This window comes from Limosilactobacillus gorillae, from assembly GCF_001293735.1.
GTDB lineage: Bacteria > Bacillota > Bacilli > Lactobacillales > Lactobacillaceae > Limosilactobacillus > Limosilactobacillus gorillae.
In genome coordinates, this window is the sequence record NZ_BCAH01000049.1 from 1 (window position 1) to 23,420 (window position 23,420).

Genomic DNA, 23,420 nt, shown 5'->3' on the forward strand with positions numbered 1-23,420 from the left:
GTTCTAAGGATTTAACTAAAACCGCTTCATCTAGTGATGACTGTAACTTTAATTTGCACTTGATAGTAACAGCTTGCTGCATTAGGTTCACCTCACTTTCTTCATACATCTATTATATCATATTTAGATGTGCAAAAAGAAAGGGAAAAGGTCAAAAAAAGAAGCACCGTAGGTGCTTGAGTGGGGGCTTTCCTCCCATCACTAAAGTGACGGGTATCCAGCCCATAATATATCAATGAATCAAGTAACCCAGTAACAAGGCCCCCGCTAAATTGATTAAGAGTGTCGCTACCGGCCAGTTGATACCCCGCTTCTTCCAAAAGCTAGTAATTTGCCAGCGGAGCCAGGCGCCCAGCCCGGCTCCAATTCCAATTAACATCATGCCCGCTCGCCCACTTTCTTCGCTAGCCAAAGACCCAGGCCAGCCATTAATAGCCCGCCCAAGGCGGTGGCTGTAAGGTACAAGATCCCGATCAGCGGGGATGCTTGCATGAGTTTTACCGTGGTAGTGCTCATCGTTGAAAAGGTGGTGAAGGCACCGATTAGTCCGGTCCCCAACCCCAGGTTAAACCAAGTTGGGCACCCCCCTCGTTTGATTCCCCAGTAAGTCCAAAAACTCAGTACAAACGTCCCTGCCAAGTTGACGGCCAGGGTTGCCAGGGGGGCCAGTAAGCAAAAGGCCCAATGCCGCCCGCATACTTCCCCCGATAAAACCGCCCACCAGAACGGCGCTCCCGTTTTTCATTCATTCACCCTCCGTTAATCTAATCAGATTCTAACGATAAGTAGGAATAATTTGATTGTCAAGCACTTAAAAGCACAAGTATAATTATATTTGGAAAAAATAGAAAAGAGGGAATGGATCAATGAAAATGCGCAGAATTGACCATGTGGTATTGCCGGTAGCAAACCTCGATGCCGCCCGCCGTTTTTACCATGAGGTGTTTGATATGCCCGTGCTCGATCAACAAACAACGGATGACGTCGTCACGTTACGGTGCGGCCACCAGCTGATCCGCTTGGAAAAGGTTGATCGAAAAGGGGCCTTGGTTGCTTCAAAGCTGATCCCCGGTACCGCTGACCTGTGCCTGGTCGCTGGGGATGATATGGATGCCATTGTTCACCACCTGCGGTCCTACTTCGTTGATGTCGTGGCCGGCCCGCTCGAAAAGAACGGGTCTGAGGGGAAAATGACCTCCGTTTACTTACGTGATCCCGATCAAAACCTAATCGAAATCGCCGTCTACGAAAATAAATAAATTTAGCTCTATTCAAGCGGGGAGGACCTCGCTATAATGGATTTCGTGACTTTTTGAGAAACGAGGTGTTACTAATGGTAGTAACCATGAAACAAACTGCCCGCGCAACTGAGGCTACTTACATCCGCAAGGCAACGCTGGAAGATTTAGATCGGATCTGGGAGATCGTTGAAGATGCCCGCGCCCTTCTAAAGGCCGATGGTAGCGAACAGTGGCAAAACGGCTACCCAACCCGCTTAACCTTTCAACAAGACATCGAGTTTGGGAACTGTTACTTGCTAATCGCGGGTGACCGGATTGCCGGCACCGTTACCCTGATGCCTCAGGGAGATACCCACTATAACTACATTGTCGATGGTCAATGGGCCATGCCTGGCCACCCCTTTGCCACCATTCACCGGGTGGCGATCGACTCCGCTTACCGGGGGCGTCACTTTGCCAACTACATCATGGCGGCCATGATCTCCGTGGCCTACGCCCAAGGGATCCGGAACTTCCGGATCGCCACCCATGACAAGAACGACCGGGTTCACAACCTGGTCCAAAACTTCGGCTTCGTTAAGCGGGGCAAGGTTTACACTGGCCCAACGCCAGATGACCTGCGCAACGTTTACGAACTAAACCTTAAGTAACAAATGAAACCGGCCGTGCACTTTACCGTGCGCGGCCGGTTTTGTTTACCCAAAGATTAAGGGCGCTACCAGGATATGTCAGTTATAATAGAAGCAGTAATAATCCTTTGAAAAGGAGGGCTTTCAATGGCGACCCAACCTGTTTCAGTACCCAAGCGTCTGCGCCAAATCATCAACGTAATCGGTAAAAATCACTTCCTAGCTAACTTCTACCACCAAACAAATCCGGAGGTGGTGGTGGCAGCCCTGCAAGAACTCGGCCCCACCTTCATTAAACTGGGTCAGTTGCTTTCCACCCGTCCCGACCTGGTTTCCCCAACCTACATTACCGCTTTGCAGGCTCTGCAAGATCAGGTTCAAGAAGACGACTTCGCTACCGTTAAGCAGACAATCGAAGACTCTACTGGCCAGACAATTGAGGAGTTGTTTGCCGACTTTGAGGAGGTCCCCTTTGCCTCGGCCTCCATCGGCCAATGCCACAAGGCCCACCTTACCGACGGAACTCCGGTCGTGGTCAAGGTGCAACACCCCGACGTCCGTCAGTTAGTTGAGGTTGACTTAGCCCTCTTCAACCGGGCAGTCCGCCTCCTCAAGTACGTTCCAAGTGAAGAGAGCGTTGTCGACTTGCCCCAGGTTGTTGACCAACTCACTCAGTCGTTGCGCTCCGAAATCGACTTGACGATTGAGGCCAAGGCAACCCAGCGCTTTTACGACCTCAATAACGGGCGGAGAATTTTCTTGGTGCCTAGAGTTTACCCCCAGCTTTCCTCAAATCGAATCCTGGTTACCCAGCTAATGCCAGGTGATTCAATTAAGGGCCTGTTGGCTGACCCGCCCACCGTTCCCCTGCCGGCAGGTCTCCCATTGAACGAAGTCCGTAAGGGCGTTGCCCGTTCACTCGTTAAAAATTTCATTCAAGAGGTCTTTTCCGACCACTTCTTTCACGCCGATCCCCACCCGGGTAACCTTTTCTTCTTACCAGTAGCCCCGGGGGACAGCCAGACCCAAACCCGCTTTGAAAGGCAGTTTGGTGATCTAAGTCTCAAGGTTGAAAATCAAACACCCCTACCGCCCTACCGGCTGGTCTACTTAGATTTCGGGATGATGGGAACCCTGCCGGCCAGCCTAGCCCAGGGGATCGCCCAGGTGATTGTGGCCATCACCAGCAAGGACAACTACCAGATCAGCCAGGCCATTCTGGGGATTTGCAACCAGACTGGGCCGGTCGACGAACAAGCATTTAATCACGAACTGGCCAACTTCCTGCGCCCCTACCTGACCACCGGCCTTAAAGACTACGACTTTTCCAAGATGATCTTTGAAGTCACTAACCTGTGTAAGAGAAATCACCTTCAGGTCAAGCCGGAAGTTACGATGCTGCTACGGGCCTTCGGGACCCTGGAAGGGACGGTCGCCAAGCTAGACCCAACCATTTCGTTAATGGACATTGCCCGTCCCTTTGCTAAGCAGTACTTCATGGACCACTTCAACGCCAAGCGCTTCACCGAGGGCCAAGCCTTGAAGCTCCTGCGGGCCATTGGGGCCACCACCAGCATCCCAATTAAAACGGCAACCTTCTTGGATCAACTGACCAACGGCGAGCAACGCCTTAACCTTCACTACCAGGGCCAAGACAAGCTCATGGGCCGGCTGGAGGGGATGCTCAACCGACTCTTAACCGTAATCGTCCTGGCCGCCGTGATTCTGGCCTCCTCGATCCTCGTCGTCGGCGGCACCAACCACCCCGGCATCTACCGGCTCGGGGTCAGCGGTTATTTGATTGCCATCTTGATTCTGATCTGCCTGGTGATCGCCAATACCTGGCGGCGTTTTCATCGGTAGCACGTGACTCGGTCATGAATGGCTGAGTAGTTGATTTAGTATTGCGTAAATTCATGGTTGAGGTGCATCAAGAGCCCATCTAGAGCACCATACAGATTAGCTTGGTTACCAAAGTGGGCCGCCACGATCTCCGGCTTCGTCACACCGGCCATCAGGCGGGGATCCTGGTTTAAGAGGGATTCAAACTGGTCATTAACTTCAGTAATCAAAACGGGCTGGCCGCTGATTCCGCCTCCCAGCAAGATTCGGTCGAGATCCAAGACCGCCTGCAGATTGATCATGGTTAGGGCAACCCGCCTGCAAAAGGACGTAAAGATTGGCTGGGCCCGTTCGTCACCCTCATTAATTAACTCAAAGGCTGCCCAGCCATCATTAGGATCCTTGAGATTACAAGCTTTCGCAATCCTTCTAAGCATGTCAACAGCCGAAGTGGTGGCGCCAACTGTCGACTCACGGGATGGTTGATCAAAATCGGTTCCCATTGCGCTCAGCTGGCCGGCTTTAAAGTTACGCCCGGTCTTCAGGCGCCCATCGATTACGATCCCCCCGCCAATCGAGGTTCCTAAAGTAACCACGGCCCCATTTTTTACGCCCTTAAGCTGTCCCTGCCACAGTTCAGCAAGGGTTGCGCAATTAGCATCATTACCAATGAAAACCGGACAACCACTGACTTGACGGATGTGGCTGGCTAGGTCAACCGTCCCCATGAAGCTGAGGACCCCAGTAAAAGTAACGGTCGACTCCATGGGGTTAACAATTCCGGGAACGCTGACACCGATTCCCACCACCGACTTCTCTTGCTTACCGACTAACCGGTCAAGCACTTTGATAAAGTCTGCTCGGTTGTCGGGGGTTAAGACGCGTCCGTGATCTTGCATCTTGCCTCCGTGATCAAAGTGGGCGTACTTAATTGCCGTTCCCCCAATGTCAATGCTGAAATAACGGTGTTCCATTACTTACCATTTCCCTTCATTTTCTGTTTCTACTATTATAGCTTGTTTGCGCTTACAAACAAAAGAAGGTTCTCATAGTAAGCATGTTTTTCTGCTTGGTACTAACTAGGCGGCCGTTAGAATTACCTTAACCAACCCCATCAAAAAGCCCCCAAAGTTGGATTTTTCGTCCAGCTTCAGGGACCTGCTTACTTTTGCTAACTAATTTGATTATGTTCGGTCGCACAACACGCTTCATCGGCCATCCCCGGTACACAGTCACACGGTACTTGGGCTGGGGCCGTCCGCGCCTTTTCGGCAAGAATCCTTTGCATGGTGGCGATGTCTTCCTGTGCCAAAGTTGACCGCTCCAACAGGTGGGTAATCGTCTTACCGGCCCGCATCTGACACATGGCATCGAAGAGCTGATCGACAGCCTGGTCCATTGATTTTTGCTCCGGAATTAGAGGCGTATAAAGAAAACCGCGGCCCTCCTGAATGGTTTTAAGGGCGCCCTTTTTCACCAGCCGCCGTAAAAGCGTCTTGATTGTAGCCGGCTTCCAGTCGACCCGCTTGGTCAAGACTTCAATTACCTGCGTGCTGGTCACCTGGCCCAAGGTCCACGCAACCCGCATCACCCGCCACTCAGCCGGACTAATATCCATTTCTCCGTTCATTTGGGTCCCCCTTTCTTAAATAGTTTACAAGTGTAACCGTACTCCGTCAACTTTACTTAACCATCCAGTTGAACTAGCGTCAATCTTTAACGTTTTAATGATGGTTAATTGTCTAACGCCGTTCTTTGGATCGTTCCAATTTTTAAAAGAGGGGCGCTTCTTTTTCAATTAAGACCGTCCATATCCCTACTCTAATAAAGATATCTTAATGAAAATTGTGTTGGTTTCTGCTCAGGAGCTTCTCACGAGAAACTTAGCCGAATATTATCGCCGCTCCTGGTTAACTTTGTTATCATGAACGTGAAAAGAAACATGGTTTTACAAAAAAAGGAGTGGTTATCATGATGTCAACAATGAGTAACGCAATCGCAATTATCACCTTCGTCGCCTTAATCATTGCAACCTTAACCCACTCATTCAACCTGCGCCATTAAGGCAACGAGCTTGAGTACCTACTCGAAATAATGCAGGTTCAAACGGGCGGTATGGTGTAGCTTAATATTGCATTGGTGACAGAAGCAAGGCTTTGACTGTAAAAGGTCAGAGCCTTTTTTCTATGCCTAAAATCCCAAACTAATAGAACAGGAGTCTTACCTGCCAAAAAGGGATATATAAATAGGAACAAATTAGATATTTATTAATCCCATTTCTAGTTTTTAGGAAATCCTTTTCCTAAAAAGGCTGGTATAGGTATTGACAGCGTTTTCAAAGTCATTTAATATTGGTGTATCGATAAACCAGAGCGCTTACATTTACTGCTCTTGTTAAGGAGGATAAGATTAATGGACTATTTGATTGGTGTTGACGTTGGAACGACTTCCACGAAGGCCGTTTTATATGATCAGCAAGCAAACGTACTTCGAGATTTTAAGCAGGGCTACTCCCTTTATCGGGACGCTACCGGGATGGCCGAGCAAGATCCTGACGCCTTAGTTCGTGCCGTTGAAGAAGTAATCAGGCAGGCCGCAGCCACTGCGGACCTGCACCAAGGAAAGCTCCTGGCCGTTTCCTTTTCTTCCGCCAACCAGAGTTTGATCCTATTAGACAAGGAGCACCGTCCCCTAACCCGGGCACTGACCTGGGCCGATACCCGGGCCAAGGAGGTTGCTGATCAACTGAAACGAATGCCGGTTGGTAAACAGCTTTTCGCTAGCACCGGGACCCCGCTTCACCCGATGTCACCACTGACCAAGCTCTTGTGGCTTAAAAAAAGTCACCCCGAACTGATGGATAAGGCTGCCTACTTTGGTGATATTAAGTCCTACCTGTTCTGGAAGCTGTTTGGGGTCTTCAAGTTTGACATTTCGATCGCCTCTTGCACCGGGATGCTAAACATTACCACCGGTGATTGGGATCCAACAGCCTTGGAATTAACTGGGGTTACAAAGGATCAGCTTCCCGAGGTCGTGAGCGGAACTACCCAGGAAATCGGCTTAACGCCTGAAGCTGTGGCCGCCATGAACATTCCTGCCAAAACCCCCTTTATTTACGGAGCATTCGATGGTGCGTTATCCAACTTAGGGGTCGGGGCAATTAAAAAGGACACCGTCGCCATCACAATTGGGACTTCGGCGGCCATCCGGGTGGTGACCGATCATCCAGTCATTGATCCACAGCAACGCCTCTTCTGTTACGCCGTTGACAACGGCCTCTGGGTTGTTGGCGGACCCCTGAATAACGGAGGGGATGTCTTTCAATGGGCAGTCAAGCACCTGGTTGATGTCTCAGCAGTACAAAACGAACGAACCAATGCTTATGACCTGGCTAGCCAGGTCATTGCCTCGGTCCCGGCCGGAGCGCACGGCCTCTTGTTCCACCCCTTCTTAGGTGGTGAACGGGCCCCAATTTGGGACGCCAACGCCCGCGGAAGCTTTTTTGGTCTCTCCCAGCTCCATACCCGCGCCGACATGCTCCGGGCCGTGATGGAAGGAATCAACATGAACATCGCAACCGTCTTTGCCGCCGTTCGTGATTTAGTTGGTGAACCGCGGACCGTCACCGCCACCGGTGGGTTTGCCAACTCCACAGTTTGGCGACAGATGTTGGCAGATATCTTAAACTGCCCCGTCAACATCCCGCATTCTTTTGAATCCGGGTGCCTAGGTGCGGTTGTGATGGCAATGGTTTCGCTGGGGATGGTTGATGACCTGAGCGCCGTTACCAAATTGGTTAGTTCGGTTTCTTCATACGAGCCCGACCAAGCAAACGTCGCCACTTACCAAAAATACCTTCCCATCTTCCAACAAGTCGAAGGCTTACTCGCCCCCGCCTACTCCACCATCGCTAACCTGCAGGAAGCTTAATCATTTAGGAGGATTAATCTCATGCCGTTATTAATTGTCTTACTTGGCGTCATCCTTTTGATCTTCATGATCGTCAAGCTGAAGCTTAACACCTTTGTTTCCCTGGTTATTACTTCGTTTGTCGTCGCTTTGCTCCTTCAGATCCCGGTGGCTAAAATTCCAACCACGATTGAAACGGGGATTGGGGGCCAATTAGGACACTTAGCCATCATTTTCGGGTTTGGTTCCATGCTCGGGAAGCTCGTTTCCGATTCAGGTGGTGGTTACCGAATTTCAACCACGTTAATTAATAAATTTGGGCGCCGCTGGATTCAATTAGCCGTTATCCTGGCCTCCTTCATCATTGGTTTAGCCCTGTTCTTTGAAGTTGGTCTGGTTGTTGTCTTGCCAATCATCTTCATCATCGCCCGTGAACTAGATATGCCGCTAATGTACCTCGGGGTCCCGATGGCAGCCACCCTGAACGTTACCCATGCCTTCTTGCCGCCACACCCGGCGCCAACGGCGATCACGGAAATCCTCGGCTCCGAAATTGGTCACGTCCTCTTACTCGGAATCATTGCTGCCATCCCAACCATCATCATTGCCGGGCCGGTCTTTAACTGGGTTCTGCAACGGGTATACCCAAAGGTTTACCGCAAAGACATTGATATTTCTGTTTTAGGCCACTACAAGACTTTCAAGCTCGAAGAAACACCAGGGTTTGGAATCTCCGTTTTGACCGCCATGATGCCAGTGATTTTAATCATCATTGCTACGGTGTGCTCCTTCATCCTGCCCAAAAATAACGTTATCAACCAGGTAATTCAGTTTGTCGGGGCGCCGGATGCTGCGATGCTCTTATCAATGCTGTTTGCCGTTTACACGATGGGGATCAAACGTAACAAGAAAATGGATGAGATCTCCGAATCAATGGTTACCTCCGTTAAGCAAATTGCCATGATGCTCTTAATTATCGGTGGTGGCGGGGCCTTCAAGCAGGTCCTAGTTGACGGTGGGGTTTCTAACTACGTTTCAACTCTGTTTGCCCACACCAACCTCTCCCCTATCTTTGCGGCCTGGTTAATTACAGCTATCCTACGGGTTTCCCTTGGTTCCTCAACAGTTTCCGCAATGACGGCCGCAGGCCTGATCGCCCCAATGGCTCAGCAATTCGGTCACGGCTCTGCCATGTCCGCCCTGATGGTGTTAGCCGTTGGTGCAGGGTCTGTCTTCTGTGACCACGTTAACGACGCTGGTTTCTGGATGATCAAGGAATACTTTGGCCTTTCCCTGAAGGAAACCTTCCTTTCCTGGTCAACCTTAACCTCCGTACTATCACTAGCTGGGTTAGCCACGGTTTACGCCATGTCGCTCTTTTTAGTCTAGTCAAAGTATAAATTAAGGAGAGACCGTAGTTCCTTCGGTCCCTCCTTTTTTAATTTGTCGCTCCTTATCCAACTTGCTATACTAAAATTATTAGCTTTTTAAGGAGGAGTTGCATGGTACGACGGTTAACAATTACCGATGTCGCCCGGGAAGCGGGAGTTTCAACCACGACGGTTTCTCGCTATTTAAACGGGCACTTTGAAAAAATGGGAGAAGTAACCAAGGAACGGGTGGCTGCGACAATTACCCGCCTTAACTACGCTCCCTCTGCTTCGGCACAAAAGTTACGCCAAAGTGAGAGCCACCTGGTAGGCGTTTTGGTCGGTGAAATCTCTAACCCCTTCTCATCCCTTCTTTCCAAGGGAATCTACGATGTTTTACAAGGGGCTGGTTACGACATTCTCTTGATGAACGCTGACAACTCGACGACCACTGAGGCACGGGCCCTGCAACGTTTCATCGCCCAACAAGTTGACGGCGTCATCGCCCAGCCAAGCGCCATTCAATTCAGTCAGTTTCAAGCCCTGACCGATGCCAACATTCCCTTGGTTCTCGTAGACCGGGAAGTCCCAGACCAACCGGCTACCGTGGGGCGGGTTACTTCCGCCAATCAAGACGCCTGCTACCACCTGGGGCCTACCCTCGTTGAACGAGGCTACCAAAATATCATTACCGTTTCGGCCCACTTTGCCGAGGCGTCCGGTCAAATCCCCCGGATTGCCGGCTTTCAAAAGGCATGCCGTGACTTCGGCTTGACCTATCACAACATTGAAACCAAAGGCCACGACAAGTCCTGGTTGCGAGCCGCGCTTTCTCACCGGTTAGCAACTTTGACTGGGCGAACAGTCATTATTTCCTTAATGGGCCCCGTTTTGTTTGACCTCTTGGATGTCTTCAAAGAGCTTGGCCTCACGTTCCCTAAGGACGTTGGCCTGGTCTCCTTTGACGACTGGGAGTGGTCACGCTACGTTAGTGATGACGGGATCTTTTTACTCCGCCAGGATATGGAATTAATGGGTAACATGGCCGCCACCAACCTCTTAGAGCAATTACAGACAAAAACCCTAACTAACCATACGACCTTCCTACCGGTTACCACCATTGACCGGTTGTCACTGTAAAATTAGCGGGAGGAAACATAATGATTAAGTTGAGCGTTACAAAGGCCGCCGCCGAGCAATTAGTGAAGGAACTTAAGTTAAAAGCCGGTGACGGGGTTAAATTTTATCCGGATTCTAACAATCACCACCCAGTCGTCCATGGTCCACATCAGCTTTACGCCATCGATAACCATCCCGACCGTGTCGTTGCTAAAGACACTGTGGGCGAAATTAACTTTCATATTAACTTTGAGGATGAATGGTTTTTCATTGGCCGTAAGGTAACCGTTGATTTTACCCCTGCAGATGGACTAACCTTTACCTTTGTTGGTAATGACGTTAATGCCGCCGCTACCATTGACTACGAAAAGTTTTTAATGTAATAGAGCTTCCGGTGTCTGAAGGCATCGGTTTTTTTAGTTGTTGTTTTTTGGTGTGAAGTTAAAGTAAATATCTGCTTGTTATAAGCCCCTCAATAAAAAAGCCGTAACGTTCTCACGTCACCGCCCTAATTCTTTATTATTGTTGGTATTGTTCAATGAAGTCTTTGATCCGTTGGAGCGCCTTCTTGAGGGTTGCTAAGTCGGCAGCGTAGGATAGCCGCACGTGGCCATCCATACCAAAGGCCTTCCCCGGTACGATCGAAACGTGCGCCTCTTCCAAAACCCCGTTTACAAATTCATCCGTTGTCTTAAAACCAGTTAGTTTAACGGCCTCTGAGACATCCGGGAAAAGGTAAAAAGCCCCGGCTGCCTTTTCAACGTGAACTCCCGGGAGGTCATTAATCAATGGTACGATCGTATTAAGCCGTTCTTCATAGGTCTGGCGCATCTCTTCCACGGTCTCCTCCCCCCGCGGGTCGGTTAAAGCGGCCAAGGCAGCGTACTGGCTGACGGCGGCAATGTTAGAACTAACCTGGCTTAGATAGGCACCCAGAGCCTTGGCCACCTTCCTTGGCGCCAGGGCGTAACCAACCCGCCAGCCGGTCATGGCGTAGGACTTGGAGAAGCCGTTAACCAAGACGGTATGGGCGATTACTTCTTCACTCAGGTCCAGAACGGAGGTAAACTTGGTCCCATTGTAAACCAGGTCGCCGTATATGTCGTCAGCTAAGATGATCAGATCGTGCTCAACGGCCCAGTTAGCAATTGCGGTCAGTTCTTCCTTGGTAAAGACCTCCCCGCTCGGGTTATTCGGGTTATTTAAGACCAGCATCTTGGTCCTTTCAGTCCGGACCCTTTCGAGGTCTGCGACCGTCACCTTTAGCCCCTTGCTAGGACGGGCCAAGGCGAGCTTGGCCCCCGCTAACTTAACTTGTTCACCATAAGACACCCAGTACGGCAACGGGATAACGACCTCATCCCCTGGGTTTAACAGGGCTTGAACAACGGCATACAGGGCAAACTTGGCCCCGTTAGTAATCACAATGTCGCGGTCGGCAAAGTCAGTGCCGTGTCGTGCATTGACGTGATCAACAATTGCTTTTTTTAGTGGGGTAATCCCAGTAGCAGCCGTGTAGCCGTCAACCTGGTGGTCTTCAATTGCCTTGATGGCAGCGTAGCCGATGTAGTCAGGGGTCTTAAAGTCGGGTTGACCAACCGCCAGGTTTAAGACGTCGATTCCCTGGGCGGTCATCTCCTTGGCCCGGTTGGAAAAGGCAAGAGTGGCTGATGGTTGAATGTTGGCGATCCGTTCTGATAATTCCACAATTAATCATTCCTTCTGGTTTTTAGACAGCAAAATACGAACAAATAAATAGTTTTATGCCCAAATTATACCATCTTTTGTCACCAGCCGGGGATAAAATTAGGGCGTTGTCATATTCAAAAAAAGACCATAACGATTTTGTCATGGTCTTATTAGTTGTTGCGTTGGAGTGCAAATGGTTTGACGAGGTGGGTTAAGGGGGTGTGGTCAAATAACTTAACAACTAGGTAACCCACTAGAACCCCGCAGGTGTTGCTGATCACGTCGTCAATATCGACAACGCGGTTTAAGTTAACGGCCAAGTCGGCCACTAGCTGACACGATTCAATCATCAACCCCGGTATGATGCTGATCAAGAATAGGCTAAGCAAATTAAGTCGGGACTTGGCCAGGTAAAGGTAAACCCCCAGCGGTACCGTCAGTAAGATATTGGCGAAAAATTCGGCGTCGACGTAGGCCAGTGGATGCAAGTTATAGGAGACGGTCATGAAGTGAAAGAGGGGCTTATCAAGGCCCAGGCAAAAGGGAAGCCCAGTTGGGTAAAAGGTTAGCCAAATCACCACGGCTAAGTAAAAAAAGCCGGAGCTAACGGTGATCCACTGGGCCGTCTTCCAGCGCTGACTGGTAATCTCCCCCCAGTAAAGCGCCCCCAGGATTAGAAGTAGCGTTGCCAGTGGCAACCAACGTTGATAGATCATACTCTTCCCCCTCTCACGTTCTTCTCTTTAAGTTATTATTTCCATTATAGCGACCCGGTTTAACTTAACCACTATTTACACCGATCGTTACGCTTTCTTATATTACTTACAACTTATTTACGTCGACTAATTTGCATGCCAAGCCACGACCCCAGTACAAAGAGTGTAAGGAGAAGCACAATCCACTTAATCACGTTGCCACCGCCTTTCATTAATCTTTTGATTGTACCGAATCCAATTGGGATGGTCAATCATTTCGAGAAGTTGATGGTGAAATCATAGTGAGACTTGTATAATACGTTTCAAACGTTATATGAGAGGGTGATTAAATGTCAACTATACCAGCCATTATTAACGATCAACACCTGCAAGCCCAGCTTTTCAGCGGCTTTTTCGGCCTCGAAGTCGAAGAGCACCGAGTCTTAACGAACGGGAAGATAAGCCGCCACCCTTACCCAACAGCCTTTCGTTCCCGACGGCACCACCCATATTTAAAAACTGATTTTTGCGATAACATGTTTGAATTGGCTGCGCCCCCAGTTCAGGGCGGTACAGCAGCGGTCCAAAACCTTAAATACCTCCAACAGATCGTCAATGATCACCTGGAAGCAGACGAGCGGATCTGGCCCCTCTCTTTAATGGCGCCCTTATCTGACGATGACCTCGCCTTTGCCAGCCACTTCAACACCCGCCAGTGGATGGCCACTTACCATGACTACCTGGGTGAAAAGTACGGAACCGCCCGCGAACTAATTGCTGGCGTCCACGTCAATTTCTCTTTGCATCGGGATCTAATTGAGGCTTTATTTGAGAATAGCATCGCCACCAGCCGGGCCCAGTTTCAAAACCAGCTTTACTTCCGCTTAGCCCAGGCTTTTATAGCCTATCGCTGGCTGTTTACCTACCTCTTTGGCGCTAGCCCCGTCCTGGCTAACCCCTTAAAGGGAATGCCCACTGACATCAAATTCCCAGTCCGGAGCTTACGCAGCAGCGACTTTGGCTACACCAACTTCCCAGATGAAACAATCACCTACTCCTCTTTTGAGGATCAGATCAATCAGCTTCAAGACTACGTCGACCAGGGGCGTTTTTATTCCCTACACGAATTTTACGGTCCGGTCCGCTTGAAGAGCCAGGGTGCTACCTTAGCGGACATAAGGGAAAACGGCTGTGAGCGGCTCGAATTTCGCTCCTTTGACCTTGACCCGCTTTCTCGAGCCGGGATCTCAAACGACACCCTCAATTTCTTAGAGGTCTTTTTAGCCTACTGGCTAGTTGAACAATCCGCCGACGACTTCGACCTCGATGATGCTAACCGACGCAACCAAGCCGTCGCCCTTCAGCACCCCCACGAGGAGTTTAATTGGACTAAGGAACGGGGGTTGGCCCTCTTAGATCGGCTTGCAGCCTTCGTGACTGACTACCAAGCCCCCAAAGAATATCACGACGCCCTCCTCTTTGCCCGACGCCGGCTCGATGACCCCCGCCTCACGATTGGTGGTCAGCTGATTGATAAGCTTGACTTTGGCGGGAGCCTCCTGTCCTACGGGCTTAAGATCGCCAATAGTCGACACGAGTGGTATTCAGCCATGAAAAAGCCCCTCCAGTCGATGATTGCTGCCTACCCTACCGACGCCCAAAAAGTGGTCCGGGTGGCAATTGAAGTTGGCATTAAGGTTACGGTTAGGGTCGATTCCTTTACCCTCACCTTAGGCAACCACCATGAAACCTACCGTTTGGACCACGACTTCAGCGATGAACAAGACGCCTATAGCTTTGTCTTAACCACCTTTAAAGAATTGGCTAACTATACCGACTCGGTTGGCCAGATCAATTAACTTCCCCTGCTGTTGAGCGGAAGGCACCAAAGCACTGGCTTTTCAATTGAAGTCTGGGGAATACTCCCTATAATTAAGGTAAATGCACTTACGAAAGGATGATCACCATGACTAAAGTATTACTGATCGGAGCGACTGGGATGGCCGGCCAAGAAATTTACCAGGCCGCCACAGGGGCCGGCTTAGACGTTGTTGCTCAGGTTCGTCATGCCGATAAGGCCAAGCAGCGGTTGGGAGAAGACGTCAAGGTAATTGAACAAGACGCCCTAACCCTCTCCAAGGATGAACTGGCTAGCTTTGACGTAGTGGTGAATGCCTTTTCAACCAGTCCAGCTGACGCGGACAACCATAAGCAGCTTGCTGCCCACTTGGTTCACCGGCTTACTGGCAATCAACGACTCTTGATCGTGCTAGGGGCTGGTTCACTCTTAGACGGTGCCGATAACCACCTGGTAATTGAAGACATCAAAAAAACCCCCGGGGCGGCAGCTTGGATTGCCATTCCCGAGGGGCAAAAAGTTGAACTCGACTACTTACGCACCGTTACCGACGTCGATTGGGTGGGAATTTCGCCTTCCCTGACCTTTAAACCCGGCGCTGCCAGCGCTAAAATCCTGGTTGGCAAGGACCACCTGCTGAAAAACGCGGCGGGCGAATCCTACACCACCGCTGGTACGATGGCTAAGGTAATCGTCGATGAAATCCTCCATCCATCCCACCACCGCGAACGCTTCACAGTAGCCAACGCCTAAAGAATCCCCCAACCGATCTTTGAGAAAGCGGTTGGGGGATTTTATTTTTACATCGTCTTCCAGATGTCTTCGTCAAAGTAGCCAAGCCGGTTGACCTCAAGGGTTTTAAGGTAAGCAATCAGCTCAATGGCCGCCGAAGCGCTAATTTGATTAACGGCGTTGAGCCCGGTTCCCATTGGCACCACGTTACTCATGGCCACCACGTCTGTCCCGTTTGCAATCTGGACCTGTGAGCACGAGATTGACCAGCGCCCACGCATGTTAGGAGCGTAGACAAAGAAAAGGTTATACTCATCAGATAGGTAGGCTGGCATGGCATAGGCCACCTCGTCCAGTGGTTGAGGCAATAAATTTTCCTGCATGGCAAAGTGGTCAAGGTTTAGCTTAGTGAGCGGGTTATTTAGCATGAAAACTGTATTTTCAAAGTCGGGGCGTCCCAGTTTCATCTCTGGGGTAATCACATCTTTTAAGCGCATAATTTTCTCCTAACAGAAGTTGGCCCGGTAAAAGTCATACTTTTGGGCAATATCTTTCAAGGGCTGATCCATGACGTGTTCAACCCCTTGTTCATCGACTAAAAAGCGTTCCCGTAGCTTCTGAGTGAACTGAAGCCGGACCAGCGGAGCCCGGTTAAAGATCTCCTCTACATTGGTCCCCATGATGGTAAGGTGGTCGCAGTAGGTTGGAACTAACAGGTCCGTAAGGTCACCAAATAGGTCAGCCAAAACATCGGCGTAAGCGTGATCGGCATAACGGCGCTCATTTTCCTCCAAGCGATCATAATACTCCCGGTTGGTAAGCCCCTTTTGGTTTTCAATGGCATGCTGCTCATCGTACTGGTGGGTTAGGTAGGCGTCCCAATCCCGGTAAGCATAGGTCGTTAGGTGCAATACCAGTTCACGCCCTTTTTTGGTAACATTTTCCGGTACCAGCTGGCCATTGGGTTCCTTCAAGTAGGGACGAGCCAATTCCTTAGCCACCAGGTAGTAATAGGTCCCCGGCAGGAGCTCTTGATCTTGATCCGGGGAGTACAAAGGCCCCTCCCCCTCTAGCTTAGGTAACCCCACGATTGATAACCGGGTCTGGTTGACGGCGTAAATAACATCTTCAATTTCCTGGTCAATCTCATCACGAGCCGAAATGACCTGTAGGACGTGGGTAAACAGGCGCGTCAGCTCGTTTTTTTCCTTTAGTTGGTTAGGGTAATAACCCGCCTGTCGCTCGTACTTACGGGTTGAACGCTCTAATTGTTCTTCAAGGGCCGTGGCCATTCGTTCAATTTGAACCGGCAGGACCGGCTCGTTAAAGGCCTCCTTGGCTACTTCGCGGACGGCCGCCCGTAATATCGGTCGCATCTCAACAAAGTCCGGGAAATCAAACACGTTTTGAAAGTCATAGTGACCGCTCGGGTCTGACTGAACCGGGTTGAGTTGGTAATTAAATTCTGTCATGGTGTGCCCCCTTTTGTTCTAGCTTAACAAGCATCCCCCCGCTTTCCCATCAGGGTTTTACCGTAAAAAGGCCGTGCGGTTAATTCAAACCTAAAATTTGGTATCGAAAAAGGCTTCGACTCATTCCGGTCGAAGCCTTAATTGTGCCCAGTCGCGCCCTTGATCTTTTTCAACTCCCATCTCATGAGGAGTTGGCAAAGATTGGCGTCTTTTTTGTCGTAAGAAATACCGGGTCCATCCCACTAAAGCAAACTGTTAGGCTACTAGGCCACCTTAGTCCGCCGCCGGTAAACAATGAAGCGTCGGAACATGTACTGCCACGGTAGGGTTAAGGCGTGAACCAAGCGGGTGTACGGGAAGTAGCCAAAAACAAAGAACCCGGCTAAAACGTGAATCCGGTAAATCAGTGGTACATTAAGCATTAACTGCCACTGTGGGTTAAGGGTGAACAGGCTACGTACCCACGGACCGATTGACTGCCGGTAGTTGAAGTCAATGAAGGCCCCGTAAATCGTGCAGGACATCCCCAGCGTAATCGTGATCAGCAAGACCCAGTCGACCATGATATCGTTCTTGGTCGAGGTCTTGTAAACCCGTGCAACAGTCATCCGCCGCCAGGTCAGAATCGCCATCCCAATCCAGGCCAAACTACCAGCTGGAATCCCCATCATTAGGGAACCAAACATGTGGTACATGTGCTCAGTAATACCAAAATAGTCGGTCCAGGCCTGGGGAACTAACATCCCGAGGCAGTGGCCAAAAAAGGCTAGGATAATCCCAACGTGAAAGAGGATACTCCCAATCATTAATTTCTTTTTCTCAAAGATTTCGCTTGACTTGGCTGTGATCGTCGCGTGAAAGTACTTAAACCGAATGAAGGTCCCAAAGAAAAAGGACGCCAGCATTAGGTAAGGGTAATAAACCCACAGTAGGTGGGCCCAAGCGTTATGCATGTGTGTTCGCCTCCGTTTCAATGCAGGAACGAATCAGTTCCCGTACCGCTTTGATTAGTTGCATATACGGATCATCAGCATCAGGCAGGGCGTTTTGAAGAAGGGAGTAGGTTCCGTCTTCAATCACCCCAAGGGCCAGCTGAAGATCGCCCTGGCGCTGGTCATCCATGAAGTCACCATAGGCAAAGAACTCCAGTAGCATTGGCAAGTAATCCGCTAGCTCACTTGTGCTCTCTGCCACGCCAAACATTTCGTACATCATTTTAAGTTTGGCAATGATCGTCCCCCGCTCACGGGAGTCAGTCATTTTGTAATAGGACATATAAAGAGTGTAGCGCCGGTTCATCTCAAACAGGCTGGCAAAATGACTCTCCTGTTCCAGTAGGGTTCCCTGGTTTAACTGGTCAAACAGTTCACCAAAGATCGCCTGTTGATCCGGGGTTAGGGCCGGATTAGTCGTCAGGGCCCGCCTAAATTCCGGGGCAAAGGTTTCTTGGTCCGGATAGTCTAACAGACGCGAAAGGGCGATGAAGACATCCTTAAGCTGGTTGAGCTTGGTAAAATTAATCACGCCAAATCCCCCCGTAGAAGCTTTCTGCGTAAATCTGATTCGTGGATTCCCCTGCTTCCGCCTTCTTGAACATGCTGGAGTGTTGCGGCGCCAAGGCACAACCTGCGCACTCATCGTATCCAAGGGTTCCCTGTTCGGATTGTGCGTCTTCAAACTGGGACTTATTGGATTGTGGAATTACGAAGCGGTCTTCGTACTTGGCAATCGCCAACAGCCGATACAAGGAGGTGGCAGAAGTTTCTGTCAGGTCAACCTTTGCCAGTTTCTCGGTGTCAAAGTCTCGACCAGCCGTCTTAGCCCGCATGTACAAGCGCATCATTGCCAACTTGTAGAGGGCCTGTTTGATAACCGGTACATTTCCCCCAGTTAAGAGGTTAGCCAAGTATTCCACTGGTACCCGCATCTGGTCAATGCCCGGGAAGATCATTTCAGGGTTCTTCATCGAATCACGCCCTTCAAAGTAGGACATCACTGGTGACAGTGGCGGAATATACCAAACCATTGGCATCGTCCGGTATTCGGGGTGCAGCGGGAAGGCAATTTTTTCTTCCACCGCCATCCGGTAGATCGGTGACTTCTGGGCCGCTTCGATCATTTCCTCAGAAATACCGTCCTTTAAGGCTTGGGCCACAATTTCTGGATCATTAGGGTCCAAGAAAAGGTCCAGTTGTGCTTCGTAAAGCTTTGCTTCGTCCGGCGTTGAGGCAGCCTCCTCAACCCGATCGGCATCATAAAGCATTGCCCCAATGTAGCGGATCCGGCCGACGCATGTTTCAGCACAGACGGTTGGCAGCCCCTCTTCGATCCGCGGGTAACAGAAGGTACATTTTTCGGCCTTATGAGTCTTCCAGTTAAAGTAGACCTTCTTATAGGGGCAACCAGACATGCAGAACCGCCATCCCCGGCACCGCTCCTGGTCGACCAAAACGATTCCGTCTTCGTCACGCTTGTACATGGCCCCTGAAGGACAAGAGGCCACGCACGGAGCGTTTAAGCAGTGCTCACAAAGGCGCGGCAGGTAAACCATGAAGGCCTGCTCAAAGTTTTTCTTGATGTCGGACTCGATCTTTTGCATGTTTGGGTCCTGGTTAACGTATTCCGTCGACCCCGCCAGGTCATCATCCCAATTCGGTCCAGTGGTCAATTCCATGTCCAAACCGGTGATTTGTGACTTTGGCCGGGCAACAGGTTGGTGTTTTTTCTCCGGGCCAAAGAGGGTTTTGTAATCATACGTCCACGGTTCGTAGTAGTTGTCTAATTCCGGCATGTCGTTGTTGTAAAAGATCTTCCCTAGGGCAATCTTGTTCAACTTGTTACCAGCCTTTAATTCCAACTTTCCCTTGGAATTTAGCGTCCAACCACCGTGGTAGTGTTCTTCGTCTTCCCAACGCTTTGGATAACCGACACCGGGCTTGGTCTCAACGTTGTTAAACCACATGTATTCGGCCCCGGGCCGGTTGGTCCAAGTGTTTTTACAGGTAACCGAACAGGTATGACAACCAATACACTTATCAAGGTTTAAGACCATCCCGATTTGTGCTTTAATCTTCATTCCAGTTCACCCTCTCTAATTTTCTGACGTTTGCGTACAAGTCACGCTGGTTCCCCGTTGGTCCATAGTAGTTCCAACCATAAGATAGCTGACCGTAGCCCCCCACCATGTGGGTCGGCTTGACGTGGATCTGGGTTGGGGCATTGTGTGAGCCCCCCCGGTTCCCCGTAATCGTTGACAGTGGCTCGTAAATTTCGTTGTCTTGGGCATGGTACATGTACAAGGATCCCTTTGGCATCCGGTGGGAGACAACCGCCCGGGCCGTGACAACCCCGTTCCGGTTATACAACTCAATCCAGTCGTTGTCTTTTACGTCGATCTTATCGGCATCTTGCGGGCTCATCCAGACTGTTGGCCCTCCTCTAAAGAGGGTCAGCATTTCCAAGTTGTCGTAGTACATGGTGTGAATGTTCCACTTCCCGTGCGGCGTCATGTAACGCAGGGTAACTTCTTTTTCCGCCGGTACAACCTCAACGTCCCCTGGTCCCATCACTTGCGGTGGTAAGGACGGTTTGAAGGTGGCCAGCCCTTCCCCAAAGTCGAGGAAGATTTCGTGGTCCACGTAGAATTGCTGACGACCGGTCAACGTCTCCCACGGTTGAAGGCGTTCAACGTTTAAGGAGAAGGCTGAGTAACGGTCACCATTATGCTTTGCCGACGTCCCAATTGGGGTTGGGTAGGCCTCTTGTGGCTGGGCCGTAATACTTTGGAAGGTCATCTTGTCTTCGGCGTGGCCACGACCAATATCAGTTAACATTTGACCGGAGGCCTTTTCCCGGTTTTGCCAGCCAAGGTCGGCCAGGCGACCATTAGAGGCGGTTGACAGACGTAAGATAGCTTCACAAACATTGGTGTCTTCGTCTAGTTTTGGTAGGCCAGCGTTGTAGCCGTCCAGGTGCGTTCCCAATTCATCCTTTAACTCAGCTAGTTCTGGGGTAACATCGTAGCCGTAGTTAGCGGCCACGTTTGGTCCTAAAGCAACGAATTGATCGTAAACATGGTGGAAGTTCCGTTCGATAATTGACAATGACGGCATTGTCTTACCCGGAATCGGTTCACATTCACCTTTTTTCCAGTCCTTGATTTCCCCCAGTGGTTGACCAATTTCACCCGGGGTTCCGTGCCCTAGTGGCTGAGTCTTTAAATCATAACCGGTTTCTGGCAGGTACTTCTTAGCCATCTCGGTGAAGGTCTTAGCCAGCAGCCTAAACTGTTGCCAATCGGACCGTGATTCCCACATTGGGCTGATTGCCTTGTTGAAGGGGTGAATGAAGGGGTGCATATCGGTTGAAGAGAGATCTTCTTTTTCGTACCAAGTGGCCGCCGGCAGTACCACGTCTGAGTACATGGCCGTTGAAACCATCCGGAAATCCATGTCAACCACCAGATCCAGCTTCCCAGTCGTTTCCTCATCATGCCAAACCATCGATTCCGGCTTGAGGCGGGTATTGGCCTTGGCCAGAAGTCCATTTTCAGCCCCCAAGAGGTGCTTCATGAAGTACTCAGCCCCCTTACCCGAGGAGGCGAAGAGGTTGGAACGCCACAGGAAGAAGTTCTTTGGTTGGTTTCGCTTGGCATCTGGGTCTTCAGCAGCAAAGTGGAGCGTTCCGGCTTTTAATTCTTCAACCACCCGCTTGGAGATTTCCTGGATGTCCTTAGTTTGATAATCATCGACAAAGGATAGCGAATTCCGGTCAAACTGCGGGTATGACGGAAGCCAGCCCAGTCGAATCGCCATTTGAACATAATCAGCGTTGTTTAAGTAACGGTGAGCACCCTTATATACCGGTGAGTACTGCTTCTGGTTATCCATCTCTTCGTAGCGCCACTGGTCAGTAGCAAAGTAATACCAGGTCGTCCCCTGTTGCTGGCGAGCGCCACCCTTATGCCAATCATTGGCAAAGGTAATGTTAGCCCACCCTTCTTGGGGCCGAAGCTTTTCTTGTCCAACGTAGTGAGCCCAGCCACCACCTTGAACGCCGACACAACCACACAGCATCAAGAGGTTAATGATCGTCCGGTAATTCATATCAGCGTTAAACCAGTGGTTAACCCCACCACCCATGATGACCATCGACTTACCACCGGTGTCCAGGGCGTTCTGAGCAAATTCGCGGGCAATTTGGGTGACCAATTCCTTCTTAACCCCAGTGTATTGTTCCTGCCAAGCTGGCGTAAAGAAGGAGTCGGCATCGTTTTCGTCTTCAGCGGCCAATTCATCATCTGAGCGCCGCTTAATCCCGTACTGCGCCATCATCAGGTCGTAAACCGTGGTTAAAAGGTGAACTGAACCATCGGCAAAGGTCACTTCTTGCACCGGAATGTGGCGGGCAACCACCGAGTTTCCCTCGTTAGAAAAGGCCGGGAAGTCGATTACAACTTCCTTGGTTGGGGTAGCCTGATCCTCAACGGACATGGCCGGGTCAATTGGGTTGCCAGCCATATCTTTTAATTCCAGGTTCCACGGGGTGTCGGCATCGTAGTCTTGGCCCAGCGTTCCGTTTGGAACCACGTATTGATTGGACCTAGTGTCATAAACGACCGTCTTCCAATCGGCATTGGTAACGGCGTCACTGGTTAAATCATTGATCCGGACGTAATGCCCCGAAGTTAAGTGGCCATTTTGGGCCGTCGAAGCAACCAGTTCCACCATGAATGGCAAATCAGAATACTGCTTAGAGTAGTTGATAAATTGCTGTTCGTGGCGCTTTTGGTAGAATTCATTTAAAATGACGTAGGTCATCCCCTGGGCAACCGCGGAGTCACTCCCCGGTTCAGGTGCCAGCCAATCATCGGCAAACTTAACGTTCTCGGCGTAGTCCGGGCTGACGGCCACAATCTTGGTTCCCTTGTAGCGAACCTCAGTCATGAAGTGGGCATCCGGCGTCCGGGTCAGCGGAATGTTGGACCCCCACATGATGATGTAAGAAGAGTTGTACCAGTCAGCCGATTCAGGCACGTCAGTTTGTTCCCCCCAAACCTGTGGGGAAGCCGGCGGCAGGTCGGCATACCAGTCGTAAAAGGATAGCATTTCCCCACCTAACAGGGATAAGAAACGGGCCCCGGCACCAAATGAAATCATTGACATGGCCGGAATGGGGGTAAAACCGGCAATCCGATCCGGTCCATAGTTCTTAATTGTGTAGATTAATGAGGCCGAGATTAACTCGAGCGCCTCAGCACGGTGAACTCGCACCATTCCCCCGTGGCCACGAGCCGACTTGTACTCGGCCGCCTTTTCAGGGTCCTCAACGATTGAAGCCCAGGCATCAACCGGACTTTCATGGCTGGCTTTGGCCTCTTCCCACAGCTTCCATAACCGTCCCCGAACGTACGGGTACTTGATTCGAACGGGACTATATTCATACCAAGAGAAGCTGGCCCCTCGCGGACAGCCCCGTGGTTCATACCCAGGGATGTTAGCCCCACACGATGGGTAATCGGTGGCTTGGTGTTCCCAAGTGATTACCCCCTGTTTAACGTAGACGTTCCAGCTACAAGATCCCGTACAGTTAACCCCGTGGGTTGTCCGAACAACCTTATCGTGGGCCCAACGTTGACGGTAAAGCTTTTCCCAGCGCCGGGAGTTTTCTTCAAGCTGCGTGAAGGTCCCGTTGAACTTTTCAACCTTATGAAAAAAGCGTGACTTAATCACTTTAATCCCTCCTAAGTAATTTACTTGGCCCAACATTGCACTGACAAAGTAAGCCATTTCCCTAATACCAACACTAGCACTAGAATTGCTATACTACGACTAGGGAAAGTCCTATATTTTAAATAAAGGA

At 50.4% G+C, this 23,420-nt stretch carries 21 protein-coding genes; 9 read left to right on the plus strand and 12 right to left on the minus strand.

Going from position 1 to position 23,420, the window contains the following annotated elements; translation table 11 throughout:
- Positions 1 to 232 precede the first annotated feature (232 nt).
- Together AOQ57_RS08215 and AOQ57_RS07800 are read right to left on the minus strand one after the other, a co-directional pair.
- Positions 233 to 382, minus strand: coding sequence for a FluC/FEX family fluoride channel (locus AOQ57_RS08215; RefSeq protein ID WP_157686495.1), 150 nt, complete (start codon positions 380 to 382; stop codon positions 233 to 235).
- Positions 379 to 639 carry a CrcB family protein gene (locus AOQ57_RS07800; protein WP_235789036.1) on the minus strand — a complete coding sequence of 87 codons (261 nt, stop codon included), beginning with the start codon at positions 637 to 639 and terminating at the stop codon, positions 379 to 381. Before AOQ57_RS07800 ends, AOQ57_RS08215 begins: the two co-directional genes overlap by 4 nt.
- Before the next feature lie 227 nt (positions 640 to 866).
- Between AOQ57_RS07800 and AOQ57_RS07805 the strand changes: the two genes are divergently transcribed.
- The 3 genes from AOQ57_RS07805 to AOQ57_RS07815 all read left to right on the plus strand — a co-directional run bounded on the left by AOQ57_RS07805 (position 867) and on the right by AOQ57_RS07815 (position 3,733).
- Positions 867 to 1,259, plus strand: coding sequence for a VOC family protein (locus AOQ57_RS07805; protein WP_093626817.1), 393 nt, complete (start codon positions 867 to 869; stop codon positions 1,257 to 1,259).
- Positions 1,260 to 1,333: 74 nt separating this feature from the next.
- On the plus strand, positions 1,334 to 1,891 hold the full coding sequence (locus AOQ57_RS07810) for a GNAT family N-acetyltransferase (RefSeq protein WP_093626819.1): 558 nt from the start codon (positions 1,334 to 1,336) through the stop codon (positions 1,889 to 1,891).
- Positions 1,892 to 2,017: 126 nt separating this feature from the next.
- Positions 2,018 to 3,733, plus strand: coding sequence for an ABC1 kinase family protein (locus tag AOQ57_RS07815; RefSeq protein ID WP_093626821.1), 1,716 nt, complete (start codon positions 2,018 to 2,020; stop codon positions 3,731 to 3,733).
- Between the two features lie 35 nt (positions 3,734 to 3,768).
- Here AOQ57_RS07815 and AOQ57_RS07820 read toward each other — a convergent pair whose 3' ends face one another.
- Together AOQ57_RS07820 and AOQ57_RS07825 are read right to left on the minus strand one after the other, a co-directional pair.
- Complete coding sequence (locus AOQ57_RS07820; protein WP_093626823.1) at positions 3,769 to 4,686, minus strand: ROK family protein; 918 nt, start codon at positions 4,684 to 4,686, stop codon at positions 3,769 to 3,771.
- Between the two features lie 197 nt (positions 4,687 to 4,883).
- Complete coding sequence (locus tag AOQ57_RS07825; protein ID WP_093626824.1) at positions 4,884 to 5,342, minus strand: CopY/TcrY family copper transport repressor; 459 nt, start codon at positions 5,340 to 5,342, stop codon at positions 4,884 to 4,886.
- 782 nt (positions 5,343 to 6,124) lie between these two features.
- On the opposite strand from AOQ57_RS07825, the gene AOQ57_RS07830 reads away from it, so the two are divergent.
- From AOQ57_RS07830 to AOQ57_RS07845, 4 genes are all read left to right on the plus strand, one after another.
- Positions 6,125 to 7,645 (plus strand): gluconokinase, encoded by a 1,521-nt coding sequence (locus AOQ57_RS07830; RefSeq protein WP_093626826.1) that lies wholly within the window; start codon positions 6,125 to 6,127, stop codon positions 7,643 to 7,645.
- Between the two features lie 21 nt (positions 7,646 to 7,666).
- The gene (locus AOQ57_RS07835) at positions 7,667 to 9,013 is read left to right on the plus strand and encodes a gluconate:H+ symporter (RefSeq protein WP_093626828.1); all 1,347 of its coding nucleotides are present in this window, start codon (positions 7,667 to 7,669) and stop codon (positions 9,011 to 9,013) included.
- 113 nt (positions 9,014 to 9,126) lie between these two features.
- Positions 9,127 to 10,134, plus strand: coding sequence for a LacI family DNA-binding transcriptional regulator (locus tag AOQ57_RS07840; RefSeq protein ID WP_093626830.1), 1,008 nt, complete (start codon positions 9,127 to 9,129; stop codon positions 10,132 to 10,134).
- A gap of 20 nt (positions 10,135 to 10,154) precedes the next feature.
- Complete coding sequence (locus AOQ57_RS07845) at positions 10,155 to 10,496, plus strand: Fe-S cluster assembly protein HesB (RefSeq protein ID WP_093626832.1); 342 nt, start codon at positions 10,155 to 10,157, stop codon at positions 10,494 to 10,496.
- Between the two features lie 136 nt (positions 10,497 to 10,632).
- On the opposite strand, the gene AOQ57_RS07850 is transcribed toward AOQ57_RS07845, so the two are convergent.
- Together AOQ57_RS07850 and AOQ57_RS07855 are read right to left on the minus strand one after the other, a co-directional pair.
- On the minus strand, positions 10,633 to 11,820 hold the full coding sequence (locus AOQ57_RS07850; RefSeq protein WP_093626834.1) for a pyridoxal phosphate-dependent aminotransferase: 1,188 nt from the start codon (positions 11,818 to 11,820) through the stop codon (positions 10,633 to 10,635).
- Between the two features lie 152 nt (positions 11,821 to 11,972).
- Complete coding sequence (locus AOQ57_RS07855) at positions 11,973 to 12,518, minus strand: VanZ family protein (RefSeq protein ID WP_093626836.1); 546 nt, start codon at positions 12,516 to 12,518, stop codon at positions 11,973 to 11,975.
- Positions 12,519 to 12,847: 329 nt separating this feature from the next.
- Here AOQ57_RS07855 and AOQ57_RS07860 point away from each other — a divergent pair, with 329 nt between their 5' ends.
- Positions 12,848 to 14,356, plus strand: coding sequence for a glutamate--cysteine ligase (locus AOQ57_RS07860; protein WP_093626838.1), 1,509 nt, complete (start codon positions 12,848 to 12,850; stop codon positions 14,354 to 14,356).
- A gap of 98 nt (positions 14,357 to 14,454) precedes the next feature.
- On the plus strand, positions 14,455 to 15,108 hold the full coding sequence (locus tag AOQ57_RS07865; RefSeq protein ID WP_093626840.1) for an NAD(P)-dependent oxidoreductase: 654 nt from the start codon (positions 14,455 to 14,457) through the stop codon (positions 15,106 to 15,108).
- A 47-nt stretch (positions 15,109 to 15,155) separates the two neighbouring features.
- Here the strand turns inward: AOQ57_RS07865 and AOQ57_RS07870 are convergent, their stop codons facing one another.
- From AOQ57_RS07870 to AOQ57_RS07895, 6 genes are all read right to left on the minus strand, one after another.
- Positions 15,156 to 15,584, minus strand: a complete 429-nt coding sequence (locus tag AOQ57_RS07870; protein ID WP_093626841.1) for a hypothetical protein — start codon at positions 15,582 to 15,584, stop codon at positions 15,156 to 15,158.
- Positions 15,585 to 15,593: 9 nt separating this feature from the next.
- Positions 15,594 to 16,559 (minus strand): hypothetical protein, encoded by a 966-nt coding sequence (locus AOQ57_RS07875; RefSeq protein ID WP_093626843.1) that lies wholly within the window; start codon positions 16,557 to 16,559, stop codon positions 15,594 to 15,596.
- A 263-nt stretch (positions 16,560 to 16,822) separates the two neighbouring features.
- A complete protein-coding gene (gene narI, locus AOQ57_RS07880) occupies positions 16,823 to 17,512 on the minus strand; it encodes a respiratory nitrate reductase subunit gamma (protein WP_093626845.1) in 690 nt (229 codons plus the stop codon).
- Entirely contained in the window at positions 17,505 to 18,083 is a 579-nt protein-coding gene (gene narJ, locus AOQ57_RS07885) for a nitrate reductase molybdenum cofactor assembly chaperone (protein ID WP_093626846.1), read from the minus strand. Before narJ ends, narI begins: the two co-directional genes overlap by 8 nt.
- Positions 18,076 to 19,635 (minus strand): nitrate reductase subunit beta, encoded by a 1,560-nt coding sequence (gene narH, locus AOQ57_RS07890; RefSeq protein WP_093626848.1) that lies wholly within the window; start codon positions 19,633 to 19,635, stop codon positions 18,076 to 18,078. The genes narJ and narH overlap by 8 nt, the downstream gene beginning before the upstream one ends.
- Positions 19,625 to 23,287: a nitrate reductase subunit alpha gene (locus tag AOQ57_RS07895; protein ID WP_093626870.1), complete on the minus strand. Its 3,663-nt coding sequence runs from the start codon at positions 23,285 to 23,287 to the stop codon at positions 19,625 to 19,627. Before AOQ57_RS07895 ends, narH begins: the two co-directional genes overlap by 11 nt.
- Positions 23,288 to 23,420: the final 133 nt, after the last annotated feature.